Origin of the sequence: Serratia sp. JUb9, from assembly GCF_014298095.1 — a bacterium.
Classification (GTDB): domain Bacteria; phylum Pseudomonadota; class Gammaproteobacteria; order Enterobacterales; family Enterobacteriaceae; genus Serratia_B; species Serratia_B rhizosphaerae.
The window spans coordinates 2,814,020-2,833,253 of sequence record NZ_CP060416.1 but is presented as its reverse complement, the minus strand read 5'-3'; the positions used below and the strand labels follow the sequence as shown (position 1 = coordinate 2,833,253).

Below are 19,234 nucleotides of genomic sequence, written 5' to 3'. Positions count from 1 at the left end.
GATGGTTAACAGCTTAAAGCAGAGTGCTAGCGGTGGAGAAAATGCTGTAAATAAAGAAATGAAAATATCTGAGTTACCTTCTGCGGATAAATCACTCATTGATGACCTGTTTGTTATATCCCAAGGCGACAAAGACGGAATATTAAGAACAAAAAAAATACCATTGTCAGTATTTATTAAATCTATCCTCTCCCCTAGAGAGGGGAATCTTATTGAGCTTGTTGATGGATTTAATATTTTTGCAGATAAATCAGCACTTGAAAGTCTGACGTCGCGAGCAGAAACCGCAGCGGAAAACGCGGAAAATATTGCTGACGCCAATACGTATTACATAACCCCGGATGATCCGGATGGTACGAGCGCTGGTATCGCTGGTACGCCAAGCGGTAAAGTTTTTCGCGTCGGGCAGGGGCCTGGTAACGGATTCAAATATTATTTGAACGACAACGGAACTGCTGTTGAAATTGCATCGGCTCCCGGTACTGGTGCTGTTAATAGCCCGAATATTATAGAAAATAGCGTTGCTGACGAGAGCAAAAAACTGCCGGCGCTGACTGGTGCAGCAGTGTGGAACAACTCTCCATCATCGGCCTTTGCGGCCTATGGTGTAAAAAAATCTGTTGTCGCCCCCACACTTGGTGATGGTGAGCCGACAAAAAACTACTTTTTTACGCATGATCTTTCATTTGTAAAACCCGGAGATAACGTCGCTGTATCATTCCTGTTTATGGGGTCTACGTTCTACGCGTCTGCGCAGTTCCGATTTGCTGATGGCACGCAAGCTGGTGGTGTAACGACCGAAGACCTGGGGAATGGAATTTTTCGAGCATTTGCGACGACAAAGGTGCCCGCAACAACGACGCTAATAGATGTAAATTTCGGTTATCAGCAGCGTGTCGTCGGCGCTATTGCGGGTGAAATAGCACTGCCAATGCTGGCGGTTTCTGGACATGCTATTACCGGTATCGGCGGTGATATGTCATTCGCTGATTATCAGCATACCTCCGGTATCATTGCACCAAATCTGTTGTTCAACGGTTATGCTAATCCGAAATTTCAGTTGCCGCGTTTGCGCGTCGGCTCATCGCCGTGGGTCCCGGTTGGGGAATTGGCTGATCCTGTGGTTGCGGACGTTCTCTCAGACAAAGGCGCCCTGCAGTGTCTGTACGCCCCGCCAGTGGCCTCGGGATATACAGACCATTTAGTCGAGCCGTGGCTTGATGGCACGTTCTACAAAAGCCAGTATGCGGCCGCTCAGTTTTATATTTATGTCGCTCCGGGTTCGGGGGTGGATGCGCGTGCAGAGGTCGATAAATCCGCAGTGTTTTTCCTAGATGAAAACGGGAATTTCACCGAGATTGAGCCGGATATCATTGAGCGTATCAGTGATAATTTGTTTAAAGTCCGCGCCAGCTATCAATACACAGCAGGCACGCCGCGCCGCATTTCGATGGGTGTTCGCCAGAGCAGTACGGTTTCGACGTTCTACGTGTTCGGCTTCTTTATGTCTGTTGCCGGGCAAAAAATCCGAGACATTGCAGAGACGTCTGCGCGTGATGCATCTATCGAAGAACGTATCGACGGCAATGCAGATAACATCGCATTCAACCCATCCGCAGATCCATCCATTCAACAGCAGCCTATTTATTCTGGCTCCAGCGCATGGACGCCGGTCGCAAACCTGCCCGCGGCCGTGCGAGAAATCGCACAGCATGGTGCGTTAGCGGCGCTGCCGGCACTACGGGCCTCGTCCGGATATAACGATGGTCTTGTCGAAATTAGCCTCGCCGGTGTTAAAGCAGGTGACTACGTTCGCACAGAAAACTACGTGTATATCAATGCCGACGCGGGCGTTGACGTTAAAACTGCGGTCATCACTGCGTGTAAGAGTTTCTTCTATGACAGCACATTCCACGCTGTAACGCCGATGATCAAAGAGCGCATCACAGACAACATCTATGTTGTAACTGCCGAATATCACTACACGGCGGACGCCAGGCGTGTGATATTCGGCTCTCGCAACGTGCTGACGAATGCCGATTTGTATGTGTTCAATACGCGTGTTGCTGTATCAGACAAAACGATACTGAAAATCAACGCATCTGCGGTGCGTGATCCGTTGCTAAACGCATATATCCAGCAGCAACTGTCGAGCGACGGGACGTATCCTGCGCGCCTGAAGGTTGATGATCCCATCGCGGGAGCGGAGAACTATATCCTGCTCTCTGATCAGCTGTTCGTGCCGCCTGAAACGCCTCTGCTGCTACAGTGCCCGCAGATGCTGATGTACTGGACACAGGATATGAACCAGTTTCTCGACTGGACATTCATTGGCATGACGAAGCCGGGGTGGCCGTATTCTTACCAGACGAACCGCACGTTTGAGATTGACCCTGACAAACTCGGTTCGTCCGTCAGTATCGGTTTCCACGACCGCCAGAAGCCGGCTCAGTGGTCACGGCGTAACGTCACGATTGTTCGCCCGCCGGCTACGGCCACAGGGACGAAAAATATCTCGCTTATCGGTGACTCAATCACGCATCGCGGCATGTCTGCGCGCGTGTCAGCGCTTCTACGAGCCGCAGGTTTAACGATTAACGAAATCGGCACGATGCAGCAGCAGGAGAGCGGGGTCGGAGAGGGGCGCACGTCGTGGAACATTTCTCATGTTGTCGGACGCCGAAACGTACTCGATAGCCAGCGCATAGTTATCAGCTACGACAACCCGAGCACGACGCACAAAAACCCATTTCTGTTTGAAGCTACAGCAGAGCAAAAGTCGGCCTCACCGGAAATGTGCTTCCTCAACACTGGCGCTGTTGAGGAAAAATCCTATGCAGAAACACAGGAGGGGACGTTCTACACGTTTGACTATCGTCGCTACCTCGACCAGCAGGGTTTTGCAGACCCTGACGTCGTCAGCGTGTCGTTTGCGTGGAACGATGGCACAGCTGCCATCCCGCCGGCGACATACATCGCGCAGATGAAATATGTTGTCAGCCAGATAAAGTTGGCGTGCCCCGATGCAATCGTTGCTGTGGCTCCATATTGCCATTCGTACAAGTTTGCCGATCGCTGGAACACGTTTACGTCTCAGTACGTGCGTAACACGCTCGGCGCGTTCAGAAACCGCCAGGCTGAGAAAATACACGTTATTCCGACGTGGGCTATTTTGCCGGCTGATACAGAGTGGGACAGCGAAGGCTACACGAAAAAAGTAGACCCGGAATCTGGTTCGTTTGTTGACACGCGAGGGGACGGCATTCATCCGAACCCGCATGGGCGGCAGTATCTGGCATATCAGTGCCTGTTCCCGTACTACATGTATGCGTGTACTGAAGAGTAAATTAGAGGGAATGTGCTCAGGGGAAAATACCCTGAGCGCTTACTTAATTGGAGGAGAATTTTTGCTGGCTATAAAAATATTCAGCATCAGAGTTTTTGGGGCTAATCGTAAATGACAGGTTGTCACTCGCTTGCATAACCCCTTCGATTTCTTTGATGGAAAATGTTGGGTTAGGGTGCGATGAAATGACATTGCATGACGATAACCATGAGTAGCCATCGTCAGTCAACGTGCAAGTTGCATCACTCCCGGTAAGTTGAATGATATTATTTTTAATCATTTCATTTGCATTAGTTGCGTATGACGGAGGGGACTGATCACAGCCAACAACGATGAATGAAACGAATAGAATTACATAACCACTAAGTTTTTTACTCATCACTTTCCCTATTTTATAGGATTATCCTTAGGTTGGAGATTGTATAGTAAATTGAAAGAGAAGCCCAAGAGTTGCTGTCATGGGCGTGGCGGGGGTAGATTCTCTGGTGCTTGCTGTTGTTGGTATGCGCTGATTGTTACACGATTGGTAAGTTATTTAACAATTGGTTGTATAGATCAGTTTTATCGCATCGATCGGTGAAAACGATCAAGTTGTATAGATAACCTTGCTCATAGAGGGGGAAACTGCTCGTTATGCTGCCGGGTTGGTGTCGGGAGTAAAAGGTTGTTTATCTTGATTCTGTTGGTAGCTTGGAGGCTATACTGATGGTCTTATTGGTTTCCAGATGAGCCGGGTGAAGACATGACTGAAGAGCGCGCAAAGCAGATCGTTAATCTCATTGGCCAGATAGTGTTGGGGTTGGTCAAAGAGGGAAGGGATATCACCAAGGACAATATCCTGATGCAACTTGAGTGGCGCCGCGGTGTGTTTGATGATTCGATATACCGAGAGATTTACACTCAAGCTATCCAGGCTATCAACGCTGATGTGTTGATACAGACGTATCCTGACCTCTATTGCCTGACAAAGCATTAACGTGGATAAAAAAGGCCCGGTACGGCACCGGGCTATCAGGTAGGCATATGTCGAGGCTATAACTGCCTTTGATTTTTAATCTTAAATCAATATCGGCAGGATGCAAAAAAATCCCAGCATGATGGATAGCATGCCGGGATTAAAGTTTGGGATATCCATTTAGTAAGTGGGTACGAAAAAGTCCACTTAGACTTAGATTATGTCTTAGTTTGGCTGAATGCAACATAATGTTTCTGCGTTGTGATGGTGTCAGCGAAAATTTGCCTGCGCGCCTACGTGATTGAGCCTCGCTTAGAGGAGCTTTGACTGGAGAGTTTTGCTACCGAATTTTTCCCGAATAAAAACGATGCGAGAGATAACTGCATGATTTTATTGAATGGGAATGCAAGGTACTGCATGACTAAATTTACGGTGAAACTCATGCAATTCATTGAAAATAAATAGTTTTTATTTCTTCTTGCGTCTAAGGATTCGATAGGCCTAACTTTTCAACCGTTTGATTTCATTTATTTATTTTTAACACTCAGAAATCATTCGAGATTTACTCGAATTTTTAACGTTAACCTTCTAAAGCATAACGTATTTTTTGCGACGTGCATCAAGGTATTTCCCTGACATACTCTCTGGTTTGTGATCTGGCTGTTGCTATGCAAATGCTTTCTTTTTTCCCCTCGCATCGTTGGTTCGAGAGTCCTCGAATTTCATTAAACGGGGGCGGGATTGCTTCAAATCCTGTTTCTGTCAATGTTCGCGCCATTGAACATTTCCCCGTTGGTTACGGTGTCCAGTAGCAACAACGGCATGCAATTCAGGTTCAAGGCGTTGATTCGACTGGTTAGTTTTAAATATGATCTTGATCAAAGCATTCACCATCTGTTTAGTTAACTATCGCCAAACTATCCATTAAATTGATGGGGGATTCCATGGACGTGAGTTCTTTTTTTGCGCAGACAGATCCCGGTCGGCGACGGTATGGCGTTGCTTTTTTTGTTGGCGTAGTTGCTGGCGTTATGTCGGCATTTGTGAAGTGGGGCGCAGAGGTTCCATTACCACCTAGGACGTTTTCTGGCGGGCGTGATGAATTCAACCCGCCTTACTTGTTCCTTAGAGATTACCTTGGGATTGACCCTACACAGGCGGTCTATCATTTCTCTGAACATGTAATAAATCCAGTGCATATTACCCACATTATTTTTTCACTTGTTTTTGCTATCGGATACTGTGTTGTCGCAGAAGTTTTTCCTAAGGTTAAACTCTGGCAAGGGGTCATGGCGGGTATCATTGCTACCATAGCGGTTCACTGGATTTCATTCCCACTATTGGGTTTAACGCCGCCTTTGTCGATGTTACCGATAGATGAATATATTTCGGAGTTGATAGGTCACGTTTTCTGGTTCTGGGCAATTGAAATGATTCGCCGGGATCTTCGGAATCGAATCACTCATGAGCCTGATGCTGAAGTGCCTCTGGATGCCAGATTCCGATAATTTAAAATACTGTTTAGGTTAAAACCTCGCGTTGGCGGGGTTTTTTTTAGGGATTTATTACGAAAGGCAATGACGCCTCATAAAGCTGGCCATGCCGATGCGTCAGGGATATCGGAGTCCTTAGTTAGGCCAAGAGTGCGGGGATGCGGTCTTAGCTACGATGCTCCAGCCATCACTCTCATCAGGAAGTTTAAAAGCAAAAAATAATAACCATACAAAAAATGTGCTGTTGACGTCCTGTTGAGTGTATCCGCGATATATTAGCTTTGTCCCTCAATGCGCTTTGTATAAAAATCATTAGAGTTTCAATTATTATAATTGAGCGCTATAGAATTGTCCGTGGTGTATCTATAGCGCTATTTTTTCTGGGTGATTAATTAATTCTATTTAGCATTGCTTTTTAAGGGGGTAGAACAATATATTCTGCTCCGAATAATACACGCTTTTCAGCCTGCGATGATGGGATAGCCCGGAGTGGCTGGGAAGCGTCCTCCCAAAAGCCCCCTTGTTTTGATTAACACGCTGCGTCTCCACCAGGGGGCGTGCCTCGCTGATGTGAAATGACCGTCGGAAAAGACCGGCGTTTATTCCCGGCTCTGGCACCCGTCGGGGCTTCTACGCGCCGGATGCAGGGGGTTTAACCATGACTAATGACTTATGGAGCTTCCCCATCCGTCAGGTTAAATATTGCTATCTGCCCGCTTCGCGCCCTTCTTTTTGCCGATGTCGGCGCCGAACTGGGGCTGGTGACGGCGGAGGCATTCAGAGGGCAGGGGGTTGCGGCGGCGCAGTCCGGATTAGCTAGACGCGGTGACGAAAAATGCCGGCGGCCGCGCTCTGACGGCCGCCGGCGGGGTATTTACCAGCTGTAAGCCACCGAGGCGATAACGCTGCGGCCGCTGCCGTAGAAGCAGGCCGAGGTATTGCCGCAGGAGGCGACATAGTGCTTGTCCGCCACGTTGTTGACGTTCAGTTGCAGCGTGGCGCCGCGCAGCGCCGGGCTGGCCTGGCCCAGCTCATACTTTGCCATCAGGTCGTACAAGGTGTAGTGCGGAATTTTAAACCCGCCTTCGGAATCCCCCCAGCTGGTGCCGGTATAGCGTACGCCGCTGCCCAGCGTCAGCCCCTGCAGCGCGCCGTGCTGGAAGCGATAGCTGCCCCAGGCGGAGGCGGCGTGGCGCGGAATGCTGGCAGGCGTATGGCCGACCTGCTCGCCGATGGCGCTCTCCTTGGTGACCGCATCGGTATAGCTGTAGGCGGCCATGACGTTGATCGCCGGCGTCAGCTGCGCGTGCGCTTCGGCCTCGATCCCTTTGGAACGCACCTTGCCGACCTGCTCGTTATAGCCGGTTACGCTGTTATAGGCGGTGATGTTTTTCTGGGTGATATCAAAGGCCGACAGGGTCAGCAGCGTGTTGCTGCCCGGCGGCTGATATTTCAGACCGATTTCGGTCTGCTCGCCGGTGGTGGGCTTGAACGGATCGCTGCCCGGCGCACCGCTGCTCAGGTTAGGCTCGAAGGAGGTGCTGTAGCTGATATACGGCGACAGGCCGTTATCGAACGCATACAGCAGGCCGGCGCGGCCGCTGAACTTGCTGTCGTTCTGCTGCACGTCGCTGTCCGCCACGCGGTCCTGCGTGCGGACTTCCGACCAGTCCTGACGGCCGGACAGCAGCAGGTTCCAGCGGTTCCACTCCAGCTGATCCTGCAGGTAGATCCCCAGCTGGTCCAGCTTTTTACGGGTGCTGGTGGCCAGGCTGAAGGTGCTTTCATCGATATGCACCGGGGTCGGGTGCGCCCAGTCGAGAATGTATTGATCGCCGCTGTCGCGCCACAGCTTGCTGTCCACGTCGCTCCATTTGTAATCCAGCCCGCCCAGCAGCGTGTGCTTGACGTCGGCGGTGGCGAATTCGGCCTTCAGCTGGTTGTCGATGCCAAGCTCCTGCGACTCGATTTTATCGTGCTGCGGCCGGCGGTTGATGGAATGATCGTTACGGTCGTCGGCGTCAAAGGTGTACACCAGATATTTGTAGGACTCGTCCATATTGGTGTAGCGCAGGTTCTGCTGGAAGGTGAGCACGTCGTTGAGGCTGTGGTCGAAAATATAGCCCACTGAGGTTTGCTCGCGCTTTGCCTGGTTGTAGCTCGGGTCGCTGACGTTGAAGTCGTAGGGGATACGTCCCGCGCTGGTGCTGAACACCGTGCCGTTGGCGGGCAGGAAGTTGCGGAAGCCGGCCTTCGGTTCGTTCTGGTAGCTGGTCAGCAGCGTAAAGCTGGTGTCGGCATTGGGCAGCCAGGTGAGCGCCGGGGCGATGGCCAGACGCTGCTGCTTGTTGTCTTTCATCGACTGATGCTGGGTGCTGGCGATGCCGTTCAGCCGGTAGAACAGCGTGTTGTCGTCGTTGAGCCGGCCGCCGAAATCAAACGCCGCCTCGCCGTAGTGACGGTTACCGCTGCTGAGGCGGATTTTGTGGATGCTCTCGGCGGTGGGGCGCTTGCTGGTCATGCTGATAATGCCCCCGGGGTTGACCTGCCCATACAGCACGGAAGCCGGGCCGTGCACCACCTCGACGCGCTCCAGCAGCCAGGGATCGATCTGGCCCGCCGCGCCGGCCTGGCCGGACAGGCCGTAGCTCAGGCCGTCAAGAAACTTGGGCATATAGCGGAAGCCGCGGGCGATCACCTCATCGTTGCGGTTCGAGCCGCCGCGGTAGTTGGTCAGCAGGCCGCTGGTGTAGTTCAGCGCATCAGACACGGAGAGGGCGGCCTGGTCGTCCATCTGCTGGCGGGTAATCACGGAAATCGCCTGCGGCGTTTTGCGCAGCGGGGTGGCGGTTTTGGTGCCGGCGGCGCTGTCTTTGGCCACCGGGCCTTTCAGCGGCGCGGTCACGCTTTGCGCCGTGACGATCATGCTCTCTTCGTCCGCCGCATAGCCCGGCAGCGCCGGCAACAGGATGAGGGAAGGTGAAAATAACAAATAGAACAGCTGCCCCGACGTTGCCGGTTGTTTTCTAATTATCCCTTTGTTTTTCAATCTCATTGTAACCCCTGAATAAAAACGTGTGCTGTATGAAGGCGTGCGTTACTCCTCACGCGGCCTGCTGACGGCCTTGTTTATCCCACCTGTCGGCCGTTGCTGATTTGCCGAAACGCGCCGTAGCAAAAAAGCTCGCAAATGATATTGAAAATAAGAATGATTATCAATACGATTGTAAATCTTCGTAAAAGTACCTCACTTTACCGTAAGGAATTACATGCATATTTTGCCAGCCGCCCGACAGGGAGCGGCAGTAAGCGCACAGAGCACGGTAGCGGCAGGGGCGGTCAGCCGGTGGTTGCAGGCTGAACAGGCCGGGCAGGCGGCGTGGTGGCAGCAGGTCGTGCAGCGGGGAACGCCGATCGTCGAAGAGCATGATCGGCAGCAGGCGCGCTTCACCTGGCTGTGGCGCGATCCGCACGGGAATGAGCCGCGTTCGCCGATCCGGCGGGTGTATGTCGATATCAACGGCGTGACCGACCACCACAGCACCGATCCAAGTACGCTGCAGCGTCTGCCGGGCACGGATATCTGGCATTGGTCAACCCTGCTGCCGCGCGACTGGCGCGGCAGTTACAGCCTGATCCCGGTGCAGGATGCGCAGCTTCCCCCCGTTTTCAGCGCCGATCGGGCGCAGTGCCGCCAGCAGCAGCGCGCCTGGTGGATCTCTCTGTTCCCGCTGGCAATTGCCGATCCGCTCAATCCCTATCCCGCCGCGTCGACCCGCATCGGCCAGCCGCTGTCGCTGGCGCAAGGGCCGGACGCCGCCGATCAGCGCGCCTGGCTGACCACGCCGCCGCCGCTTGATGCGTCGCGGTTACACCACTTCCTGTGGCGCAGCGAAACGCTGGGCAATCAGCGCCGCATCTGGGCGTACGCCAGCGGCGAGGGCGCCTCTGCGGCCGCGCGGCCGCTGGTGATCCTGCTGGACGGTCAGAACTGGGTGGACGGCCAGCCTCTGCTGCCGGTGCTGGCGCACGAAACGGCTGCTGGTCGGCTGCCGCCGGCCTGCTATCTGCTGATTGATGTGATCGACGGCCAGCACCGCGAGCGGGAACTGCCCTGCAATGCCGACTTTTGGCTGGCGCTGCAGGCGGAGTTGCTGCCGCTGGTGCGTCAACGCATGGCGTTCAGCGACAGCGGCGCGCGTACCGTGGTGGCGGGGCAGAGCTACGGCGGGCTGGCGGCGATGTACGCCGGGCTGCACTGGCCGCAGCGCTTTGGCCGGGTGCTGAGCCAGTCCGGTTCGTTCTGGTGGCCGACGGTGCAGTACGTCACCGATTTTGCCCGGCGCGCGGAGTTTGACGAAGGCTGGCTGACGCAGCAGGTGCGTCAGGGCCGGGTGGCCGCGGGCACGCTGACGGTATTTCAGGAAGCCGGCGACCGGGAAGCGGATATCGAATTTGTGAATCAACAGATGCAGCAGGCGCTGAAGGCCGCCGGGCATCGGGTCAACTACCGGGTATTTTCCGGCGGCCATGACGCGCTGTGCTGGCGCGGCGGGCTGCTGGACGGACTGCACTGGCTGCTTTCCGATATGGACGACATACATTTCGACTAACAGGTGATGGAAATGACTCAGGAACAACAAAACCCTTTTGATGATGAAAGCCTGCCGTTTTTGGTGCTGATCAACCAGCAACAGCAGTATTCGCTGTGGCCGCAGTTTGCCGCCGTGCCGGCAGGCTGGCATGAGGTGATGGGGCCGGCGACGCGCGCCGAGTGCATCTCGTTTATCGAAGCCCATTGGCAGGACATGCGCCCCGCGGCGCTGAAAAACAGCGTAACGCCGGCGCCGTAATCCGCGCGCTCAAGTTCCGACACGTTCCGTTTAAGGAAAAGGATAGAAAGCATGTCAGAAACCCTTTCACTGCCTGAAACCCGGCTCGACTACCAGGAATATCCGCTGGTTGCGGCGCAACCGGGCATCTGGATCGCCGATCAAATCGCGCTGCGGCGCAACAGCTTCGCCGTGGCGCACTATACCGAACTGCGCGGCGAGATTGACCGCCCGTGCCTGGAGCGCGCCATTCGCCAGGGGCTGGCGGAGGCCGACACCGTGCAGGCGCGTTTCTATGAGTCGGCGGACGGTGTACCGCTGCAGCGTCTGCCGCTGCGGGCCGATGCGGCGCAGGTCGCGCCCGCCGAGTGGCTGGACTTCAGCCGGCAACCGGACGGGGAGCAGGCCGCGCTGGCGCTGATGGAAGACGATCTGGCGCAGCCGCTGCCCGCCGACGGCGAACGGCCGCTGTACCGTCAGGTGGTGATGCAGGTCGGCGAAGGGCGCTGGTTCTGGTACCAGCGCTTCCACCATATCATGCTGGACGGCTTCAGTTTTGACGCCGTTACCCGCCGGATCGCCGATATTTACCGCGCATTGCGTCAGGGCGAGACGCTGTCGCCGTCGCCGTTCACCCCGTTCGGCGAGGTGGTGACGGAGTACCGTGAGTGGGCGAGTTCGCCGGCGGCGGAGCGGGCGGCGATGTTCTGGCAGCAGCGGCTGCGCGACCTGCCGCCGACGCTGTCGCTGTCGCATGAAAATTGCGTCGTTGCCGGGGAGGCGCGGCCGCTCAAACAGTCGCTGGTGTTGCCGGCGACGCTGTTCGACGCGCTGCAGGGCGAGGAGGCGTTGCAGCAGACACAGCCGGCCGACATCGTCACCGCGGCGCTGGTGGTGTATCTGGCGCGCATCAGCGGTGAAAGCCGTCTGTCGGTAGGGTTTCCGTTTATGCGCCGCATGGGATCGCAGGCGCTGGCGGCGATCGGGCCGGTGGTGAATGTGCTGCCGCTGCAGCTGACGGTGACGCCGCAGATGTCGCTGGCGGAAACCTGCCGGGCGGTGGTGGCGGAAATCAAACAGGTGCGCCGCCATCAGCGTTATGAGGCGGAGCAAATCCGGCGTGATTTAGGGCTGGTGGGGCAGCAGCAGGAGCTGTACGGCCCGGTGATTAACGTGAAGGTGTATCACAGCGCCTTATCCTTTGACGGCCAGCCGGCGGTGACGCATACGCTGGCGATGGGGCCGGTGGACGATCTGGAGTTTGAACTGGGCTTCCAGAACGAGGCGCTGTACGTCTCGCTGGTGGCCAACCCGCAGAAATATTCCGCCGCCACGCTGCGGCAGCATGCCGAACGCATCGGCCATCTGCTGCAGCAGCTGGCGCATCAGCCGCAGCGGCCGAACGGCGAACTGCCGCTGATCGGCGAAGCGGAACGGCAACGGCTGGCCGCCTGGGGGCGCGGACGTGAACTGACGGCGCCTGCCGGCATGACCTCGATCATCGACGCGCTGCTGCAGCGGGCGGCGCAGCAGCCGGAGGCAACGGCGGTGGCGTGCGGCGGGCAGAGCCTCAGCTATCGCCAGCTGTCGGAACGGGTGATGCAGCTGGCGCGGGTGCTGATTGATCACGGCATCGGCGCTGAAGATGTGGTGGCGATCGGCATTCCGCGCTCGGTGGACACGCTGGTGGCGCTGTTTGCGGTGCTGGCCAGCGGCGCGGCCTATATGCCGCTCGATCTGGACTACCCACGCGAGCGTCTGGCGCTGATGTGCGACGACGCCAAACCGGCGCTGCTGCTGACGCAGCGCGGTACGCTGCCGCAGATGCCGGAACTGCCGCAGGTATTGTGTCTGGATGATGCGCACTGCCGGGCGCTGTGCGCGGCGGCGGCGTCGCATCCGATTGAGGATGCCGAACGGCGCGAGCCGCTGCATGAGGCCCATCTGGCCTATATGATCTACACCTCCGGCTCGACCGGACGGCCGAAAGGGGTGATGTCGACCCATCGCGGCCTGCTGAACCTGTTCCTGTCCCATCAGGCGTATCTGTTCGGCCCGGCGATTGAGAAATATCAGGCTCGCCACGGGCGGCGCATGCGCGCCGGACACACCGCATCGTTCTCGTTCGACTCCTCCTGGGAGCCGCTGTTCTGCATGATCATGGGCTGCGAGCTGTATATCTTCGACGAAGAGCTGCGGCGCGACGCCTGGGCGCTGCTGGAACAGACCCGCCAGACGCCGGTGGATCTGCTGGATATCACGCCGTCCTTCTTCTCGCAGATGGTGGACTGCGGGCTGCTGCAGGGCGACTTCCCGCGGCCATCGTTTGTGATGATCGGCGGGGAGGCGGCAACGCCGACGCTGTGGAACCTGATGCAGCAGCACCCGGAAGTGGAAATCCACAACTATTACGGGCCGTCGGAATACACCGTGGATACGCTGGGCGCGCCGGTTGACGCCGCCGAACAGCCGGTGGTGGGGCGCGCGGTGGCCAACACCGAAGTGTGGCTGCTGGATAAACAGCTGCAGCCGGTGCCGATCGGCGTCGCCGGCGAGCTGTATATCGCCGGCAAAGGCATTGCGCGCGGCTACCTGCGCCGCCCGGATCTGACCGCGGCGCGCTTTGTCGCCAACCCGTTCAGCCGCGGCGAGGTGATGTACCGCAGCGGCGACCTGATGCGCTGGAGCAGCGAGGGGCAGCTGGTATTTATCGGCCGCACCGATCACCAGATTAAAGTGCGCGGCTTCCGCGTGGAGCTGGGCGAGGTGGAAAGCGCGCTGACGGCGCTGCCGCAGGTGGGGCGCGCGGTGGTGATCGCCGAAGCGATCGGCGCCACCCACCGGCTGATCGGCTACTGTTCGGTGCAGGATGCGGCGCTGCGGGCGTCGCCGACGCTGCAAAGCGATCTGTTGGCAGCGCTGGCGGGCCGTCTGCCGGACTATATGGTGCCGGCGCTGCTGGTGGTGATGGACGAGCTGCCGCTGAACGTCAACGGCAAAATCGATCGTCAGGCGCTGCCGCAGCCGCAGCAGGCGGTGAGCAACGTCAGCCGTGACGCGGCCAACGACGCCGAGCGGCTGATCTGCCAGGCGATGGCGCAGCTGCTGGGCATGGAGCGCGTCGGCGCCGACGATGATTTCTTTGCGCTGGGGGGCGACAGCATCTCGGCGATGGGGCTGGGCACCGCGCTGCGGCGCGCCGGCTATCTGCTGCGGCCGCGCGATATCTTCGCGCAGCATACGCCGGCGCGGATGGCGAAGGCGATGCAGCCGCTGACGGCACAGCGACAGCCGCTGCGCGAAGTACAACACGGGCCGATCGACGGCCTGCCGATCCTGCATGCGTTCGGCGAACAGGGCGATATCAACCGCCTGTTCGCCCACGGGGTGTTCCTGCGCGTGCCGGCGGCGCTGGAGGCCGGGCAGCTGCGCAGCGTACTGACGCAGCTGCGCGCGGCGCACCCGGTATTGGACGCACGCACCCGTGAGGGGCAACTGTGGGTCGGGGAAAGCTGCGGGGCCGACTGTCTGCGCGTGCAGACGACGGAAGGCGGGCTGGAAGCGGCCGCCGAACAGGCGTTCGACCAGGCGTTGAGCCGGCTCGATCCCGCCGCCGGCGTCATGATGCAGGCGGTATTATTGCCATGCGGCGGCGAATCGCAGGGACTGGTGCTGGTGATCCACCACCTGGCGACCGACGGCGTCTCCTGGCGCATCCTGCTGGAGGAGCTGCGTCAACTGGCGGAAGCGGCGATGCGCGGCGAGACGCCGGCGCTACCGGCGGAAGAGACCTCGCTGTATGAATGGTCGCGCTGGCTGCGGGAAGACAGCGCGGCACGCGCGGCGGAGCTGCCGTTCTGGCGGGCGATGCTGGCGGACGGCGCACCGCGGCTGGGCGCTCGGGCATTGGATCCGGCGCAGGATCGTCCGGCGGCGCTGTGTGAGCGACGCACCCTGCTGAACGGTGAACTGACCGCCGCGCTGCTGGGCGCATTGCCGCACAGATACCGCGCCAACGTTGAAGAGATCATCCTCAGCGCGCTGGCGCTGGCCTGCCGTCAGCGCTTCGGCGCCTTGCAGCTGCGCATCGGCGTTGAGTCGCACGGCCGCGCCGAGGTTGGCGCCAATGACCTGGCGCGCACCCTGGGCTGGCTGACGGCGGAATATCCGCTGCTGATTGCGCTGGAAGCAGAACCGGCGCATCAGGCGGTACGCGCGGTGAAACAGGTGGTGCGCGCGGTGCGTGACCGCGGCATCGGCTACGGCCAGCTGCGCTATCTGCACCCGCAGCATCGCGATGCGCTGAGCGCCTTGGCGGCGCGCAATGCGCCGGAGATCCTGTTCAATTATCTCGGACGTTTCGGTCAGGAACAGACGCTGTGGACGCCGCAGCGCACGCAGCAGCGCTTCCGCGACGTCTTTGCGGTGGCGCAGGATGAGCAACAGACGCTGAGCCATCCGTTGGAAGTGAATATTTTTGTCGAAGAAGGGGAGCAGCCGCGTCTGGCGGTGAACTGGAGCTGGCTGCCGGCGATCTTCAGCGAGCAGGATATTGCGGCGCTGCACGACGGTATCGAACAGGCGCTGGCCGAGCTGTCGGCGTTTGCCGCACGTCAGCCGGCGCAGGCGGCGGCGACGCTGGTGGCTGCCGAACTGGCGCCGCTGACGGTCCGCGATGAGCAACTGCAACAGTGGCAACAGCGCCATGGGCCATTGGCGGATGCGCTGCCGCTGCTGCCGCTGCAGCACGGTCTATTGTTCCATGCGCAAACCGCCGCCGTCGGCGGCAGTTATAACTCGCTGACCCGTCTGAGCCTCAGCGGCGAGCTGGATGAGCAGCGTCTGCAGCAGGCGCTGGATGCGGTGGTGCGCCGTCATCCGCAGCTGGCGGCGCGCTTTACCCGTGAAGGCGAGCCGCTGCAGCTGCTGCCGCTGTTGGCGGAGAGCGACAGCCCGTGGCCGCTGGACGTGCAGCCGTTGCCGGCGCAGTCGGCGCAGCAGGAGGCGCAGGCGCTGCGCACGCTGGAGCAGGAGGAACTGGCGCGCGATTTGTTCAATCAGGGCGGAGCGATGCTGCATGCGCTGCTGGTCAGGCACGGCGACGAAGCGCGCTATACGCTGTTCCTGAACGCTCACCACCTGATTGTCGACGGCTGGTCGACGCCGGTGGTGCTCGGCGATCTGTTGACCACGCTGTATCAGGGGCCGTCGGCGCTGCCGCCGCTGCGCTCACGCTACGGCGATATCGTGCGGCAGCTGACGGCGCGCGATGCCGAGGCGTCGCGGCAGATCTGGCGGCAGACGCTGCAGAACGCGCGGCCGACGCTGCTGTTCGGCGAGCGCTCGCATGATGAACAGGTCTATGAACGGGAGATGACGCTGCCGCCGGCGCTGGAACAGCGGCTGCTGAACCTGTGCCGCGAGCGTGGCCTGACGCTGAACAGCGTGATGCAGGGCATATGGGCGCTGCAGCTTGCCAGCCACAGCGGCCAGCAGGACGTGGTGTTCGGTTCGCCGGTGTCCGGCCGTTTCGGCCAGGTTGACGGGGTGGAAGAACATGTCGGCCTGTTCAGCAATACCTTGCCGGTGCGGGTGCGGCTGGACGGTCAGCGCTCGCTGTGTGAACAGATGGCGGAGCTGCAGCAGCAGCAGATCGCACTGCTGGAGCATGACGATCTGGGGTTGGGGGAGATCCAGCGTCTGGCGGGGGCCGGCACGTTGTTCGACACGCTGCTGGTGGTGGAAAATTACCCCGACAACGGCGCGCTGCTGGGCGGTGACCGGCCGCTGCGCTGCGACGCCATCGCCAACAAAGGCTATACCCACTATCCGCTGACGCTGCTGGTGCTGCCGGGTGAGCGCCTGCGCCTGCTGATGGAGTACCGCGCGTCGGTGCCGCAGCCGCAGCGCTTCGCCGAACGGCTGATGCTGCTGCTGACGCAGTGGATCGAACAGCCCGATCGGCCGCTGGCGCAGTGGCAGCTGCAAACGCCGCAGGAGCAGGCGCTGATCGCAGCGGTGAACCAGACCGCGCATCCGCTGACGGCGACCACGCTGCCGCAGGCGGTGGCGCAGCAGGCGGCGCGAACGCCGGACGCTGTCGCGCTGCAGGATGCGCAGCACTGTCTCAGCTACCGGGAGATGCAGCAGCAGACGCAGCAGTTGGCGCAGCGGCTGCGTCAGGCCGGCATCCGGCCGGGGGATATCGTCGCCGTCGCCTTGCCGCGTTCGGTGCGCCTGAGCCTGGCCCTGAGCGCGGTGGTGCAGCTCGGCGCCGCCTGGCTGCCGTTGGATACCGGCTACCCGGACGAACGTCTGGCCTATATGGTGGCGGACGCGCAGCCGCGGCTGATTATCAGCGACAGTGCCCTGCAGGCGCGTTTCGCCGCGCTGGCGCCGGTGCTGACGTTTGACGAGGTGACATTGTCACATGAGCCGTCGCCAACGGCGGAAGCGTGGCCGGCGATCGACCCCGATGCCCCGGCCTATGTGCTGTATACCTCCGGTTCAACCGGACGGCCGAAAGGGGTGGTGGTCAGCCACCGGGCGATTATCAACCGGCTGTACTGGATGCAGCACGCCTACCCGCTCGACGGGCAGGATGTGGTGCTGCAGAAAACGCCGTGCAGTTTCGACGTCTCGGTATGGGAATTCTTCTGGCCGCTGATGGTGGGGGCGCGTCTGGTGATGGCGCCGCCGGAGGCGCACCGCGACCCGCAGGCGCTGACGGCGTTGATTGATGAGTACCGCGTCACCACGCTGCACTTCGTGCCGTCGATGCTGGCCATCTGGGTGGAGGCGCTGGCGGAGCAGGCGTCGCCGCAGCGCGCCCGCAGCCTGAAGCAGGTGTTCTGCAGCGGCGAGGCGCTGTCGTGCGAGCTGGCGGCCCGCTATCAGACGCAGGTTGGCGCGCCGCTGCATAACCTGTACGGCCCGACCGAGGCGGCGGTGGACGTCACCTATCAGCCGGCCTCCGGCGCGGCGCTGGCGGCGGTCAGCGGCGCCGGGGTGCCGATTGGCCGTCCGGTGTGGAATACCCAGCTGCACATTCTGGATGCGCTGCTGCGTCCGGTGCCGGTCGGCTGTGCCGGCGATCTTTACCTCAGCGGCGTACAGCTGGCGGCGGGCTATCTGCGGCGCGCCGACCTGACCGCCCAGCGCTTTGTGGCGTCGCCGGCGGGGGATGGACAGCGCATGTACCGCACCGGTGATATCGCCCGCTGGCTGGAGGACGGCAGCGTCGAATATCTGGGGCGCAGTGACGATCAGCTGAAGATCCGCGGTCAGCGCATCGAACTGGGGGAAATCGAGCAGGCGCTGCTGGCGCAGCCCGGCGTGGCGCAGGCGGCGGCGCATGCCATCGTGCTGTCGCCGCAGGCCGCTGCCGCCGGCGGAGCCGATATGCGTCAGCTGGTGGCCTGGCTGGTGCCGCAGCCGGGCATGGCGCTGGATAGCGAGGTGCTGGCGCAGGCGCTGGCGCAGCGTCTGCCGGCGCATATGCTGCCGGTCAGTTATGTGCTGACCGACAGTTTCCCGCTCAGCGCCAACGGCAAGCTGGACCGCAAAGCCCTGCCGAAACCGCAGTATCAGCAGACGGCGGGGCGTGCGCCGCGCAGCGACAACGAACTGCTGGTGGCCGGGCTGTTCAGCCGGATCCTGCAGCGCGACGGCATCTGCGCCGGGGACGATTTCTTCGCGCTGGGCGGGCATTCGCTGCTCGCCATGCGGCTGGCGGCGGAACTGCGTCAGCAGTCGGGGCGTTCGCTGTCGGTCGGGCAGATTATGTTTGCCCGCAGCGTGGAAAATATGGCGGCGCTGCTGGATGAGGCGCAGCCGAGCGGCAACGCCGAAAGCCGTGGCGCCGGCGAAATCCTGCGGCTGCGCGGCGGCGACGGACCGGCGCTGTTCTGCCTGCATCCGGCTTCCGGCTTCGCCTGGCAGTACGCCGGCCTGATGCGCTATCTGCCGGGCGACTTCCCGATCGTCGGCCTGCAGTCGCCGCGGCCGGACGGCGTTATTGCCCGCTGCGACACGCTGGATCAGATGGTCGATCGCCATCTGGCGAACCTGCGAGACCTGCAGCCGCACGGCCCGTACTACCTGCTGGGCTATTCGCTGGGCGGCACGCTGGCCCATGCGATGGCGGCGCGTCTGCAGCAGCAGGGGGAAGAGGTGGCGTTCCTCGGTATGCTCGACACCTACCCGCCGGAAGGACAGGACTGGAGCGGGCCGAGCGAGGAGCAGGCGCAGCAGGAGGTGGCGCAGGAGCAGGCGGAGTTTATGGCGGAGGACGACGGCGATCCGGCGCTGCGCGCGGAGAAGGCGGCGATGTTCAACGACATTGTCGCCAACTATAAGGACGCGGTACGTCTGCTGTCTACCGCCCGCAGCGCGCGCTTCAACGGCACGGCGACGCTGTTTGTCGCCAGCAAAACCCTGCCGGCGGAGATGGACGTCAACGCCACCTGGGCGCCGTATCTGCAGCGGCTGACCTGCTATCCGCAGGCCTGTGAGCATGCGGATATTCTGTCGCCGGCGTTGCTGGAAACGCTCGGGCCGCTGCTGCATTCGCTGTTAACGCGCCAGTACCGTCTGGCCTGACCGATAG

Annotated in this window: 8 protein-coding genes; 6 read left to right on the top strand and 2 right to left on the bottom strand. The window is 59.9% G+C overall.

The features are described from left to right. Nucleotide 1: 1 nt before the first annotated feature. Complete coding sequence (locus HF675_RS13355) at nt 2-3,346, top strand: SGNH/GDSL hydrolase family protein (protein WP_187043181.1); 3,345 nt, start codon at nt 2-4, stop codon at nt 3,344-3,346. A 43-nt stretch (nt 3,347-3,389) separates the two neighbouring features. Here the strand turns inward: HF675_RS13355 and HF675_RS13350 are convergent, their stop codons facing one another. Continuing rightward, nucleotides 3,390-3,725, bottom strand: a complete 336-nt coding sequence (locus HF675_RS13350; protein ID WP_187043180.1) for a hypothetical protein — start codon at nt 3,723-3,725, stop codon at nt 3,390-3,392. 363 nt (nt 3,726-4,088) lie between these two features. Here HF675_RS13350 and HF675_RS13345 point away from each other — a divergent pair, with 363 nt between their 5' ends. Further along, entirely contained in the window at nt 4,089-4,322 is a 234-nt protein-coding gene (locus tag HF675_RS13345; protein ID WP_105230686.1) for a hypothetical protein, read from the top strand. 923 nt (nt 4,323-5,245) lie between these two features. Continuing rightward, nucleotides 5,246-5,809: a DUF1440 domain-containing protein gene (locus HF675_RS13340; protein WP_187043179.1), complete on the top strand. Its 564-nt coding sequence runs from the start codon at nt 5,246-5,248 to the stop codon at nt 5,807-5,809. A gap of 859 nt (nt 5,810-6,668) precedes the next feature. Here HF675_RS13340 and HF675_RS13335 read toward each other — a convergent pair. Beyond that, nucleotides 6,669-8,849 carry a TonB-dependent siderophore receptor gene (locus tag HF675_RS13335; RefSeq protein WP_187043178.1) on the bottom strand — a complete coding sequence of 727 codons (2,181 nt, stop codon included), beginning with the start codon at nt 8,847-8,849 and terminating at the stop codon, nt 6,669-6,671. A 214-nt stretch (nt 8,850-9,063) separates the two neighbouring features. On the opposite strand from HF675_RS13335, the gene fes reads away from it, so the two are divergent. The 3 genes from fes to HF675_RS13320 are packed head-to-tail and all read left to right on the top strand — an operon-like array spanning nt 9,064 to nt 19,227. Beyond that, entirely contained in the window at nt 9,064-10,407 is a 1,344-nt protein-coding gene (fes, locus tag HF675_RS13330; protein ID WP_187043177.1) for an enterochelin esterase, read from the top strand. Between the two features lie 12 nt (nt 10,408-10,419). Then, a complete protein-coding gene (locus tag HF675_RS13325) occupies nt 10,420-10,647 on the top strand; it encodes an MbtH family protein (RefSeq protein WP_187043176.1) in 228 nt (75 codons plus the stop codon). A 51-nt stretch (nt 10,648-10,698) separates the two neighbouring features. Beyond that, nucleotides 10,699-19,227, top strand: coding sequence for a non-ribosomal peptide synthetase (locus HF675_RS13320; protein ID WP_187043175.1), 8,529 nt, complete (start codon nt 10,699-10,701; stop codon nt 19,225-19,227). Nucleotides 19,228-19,234: the final 7 nt, after the last annotated feature.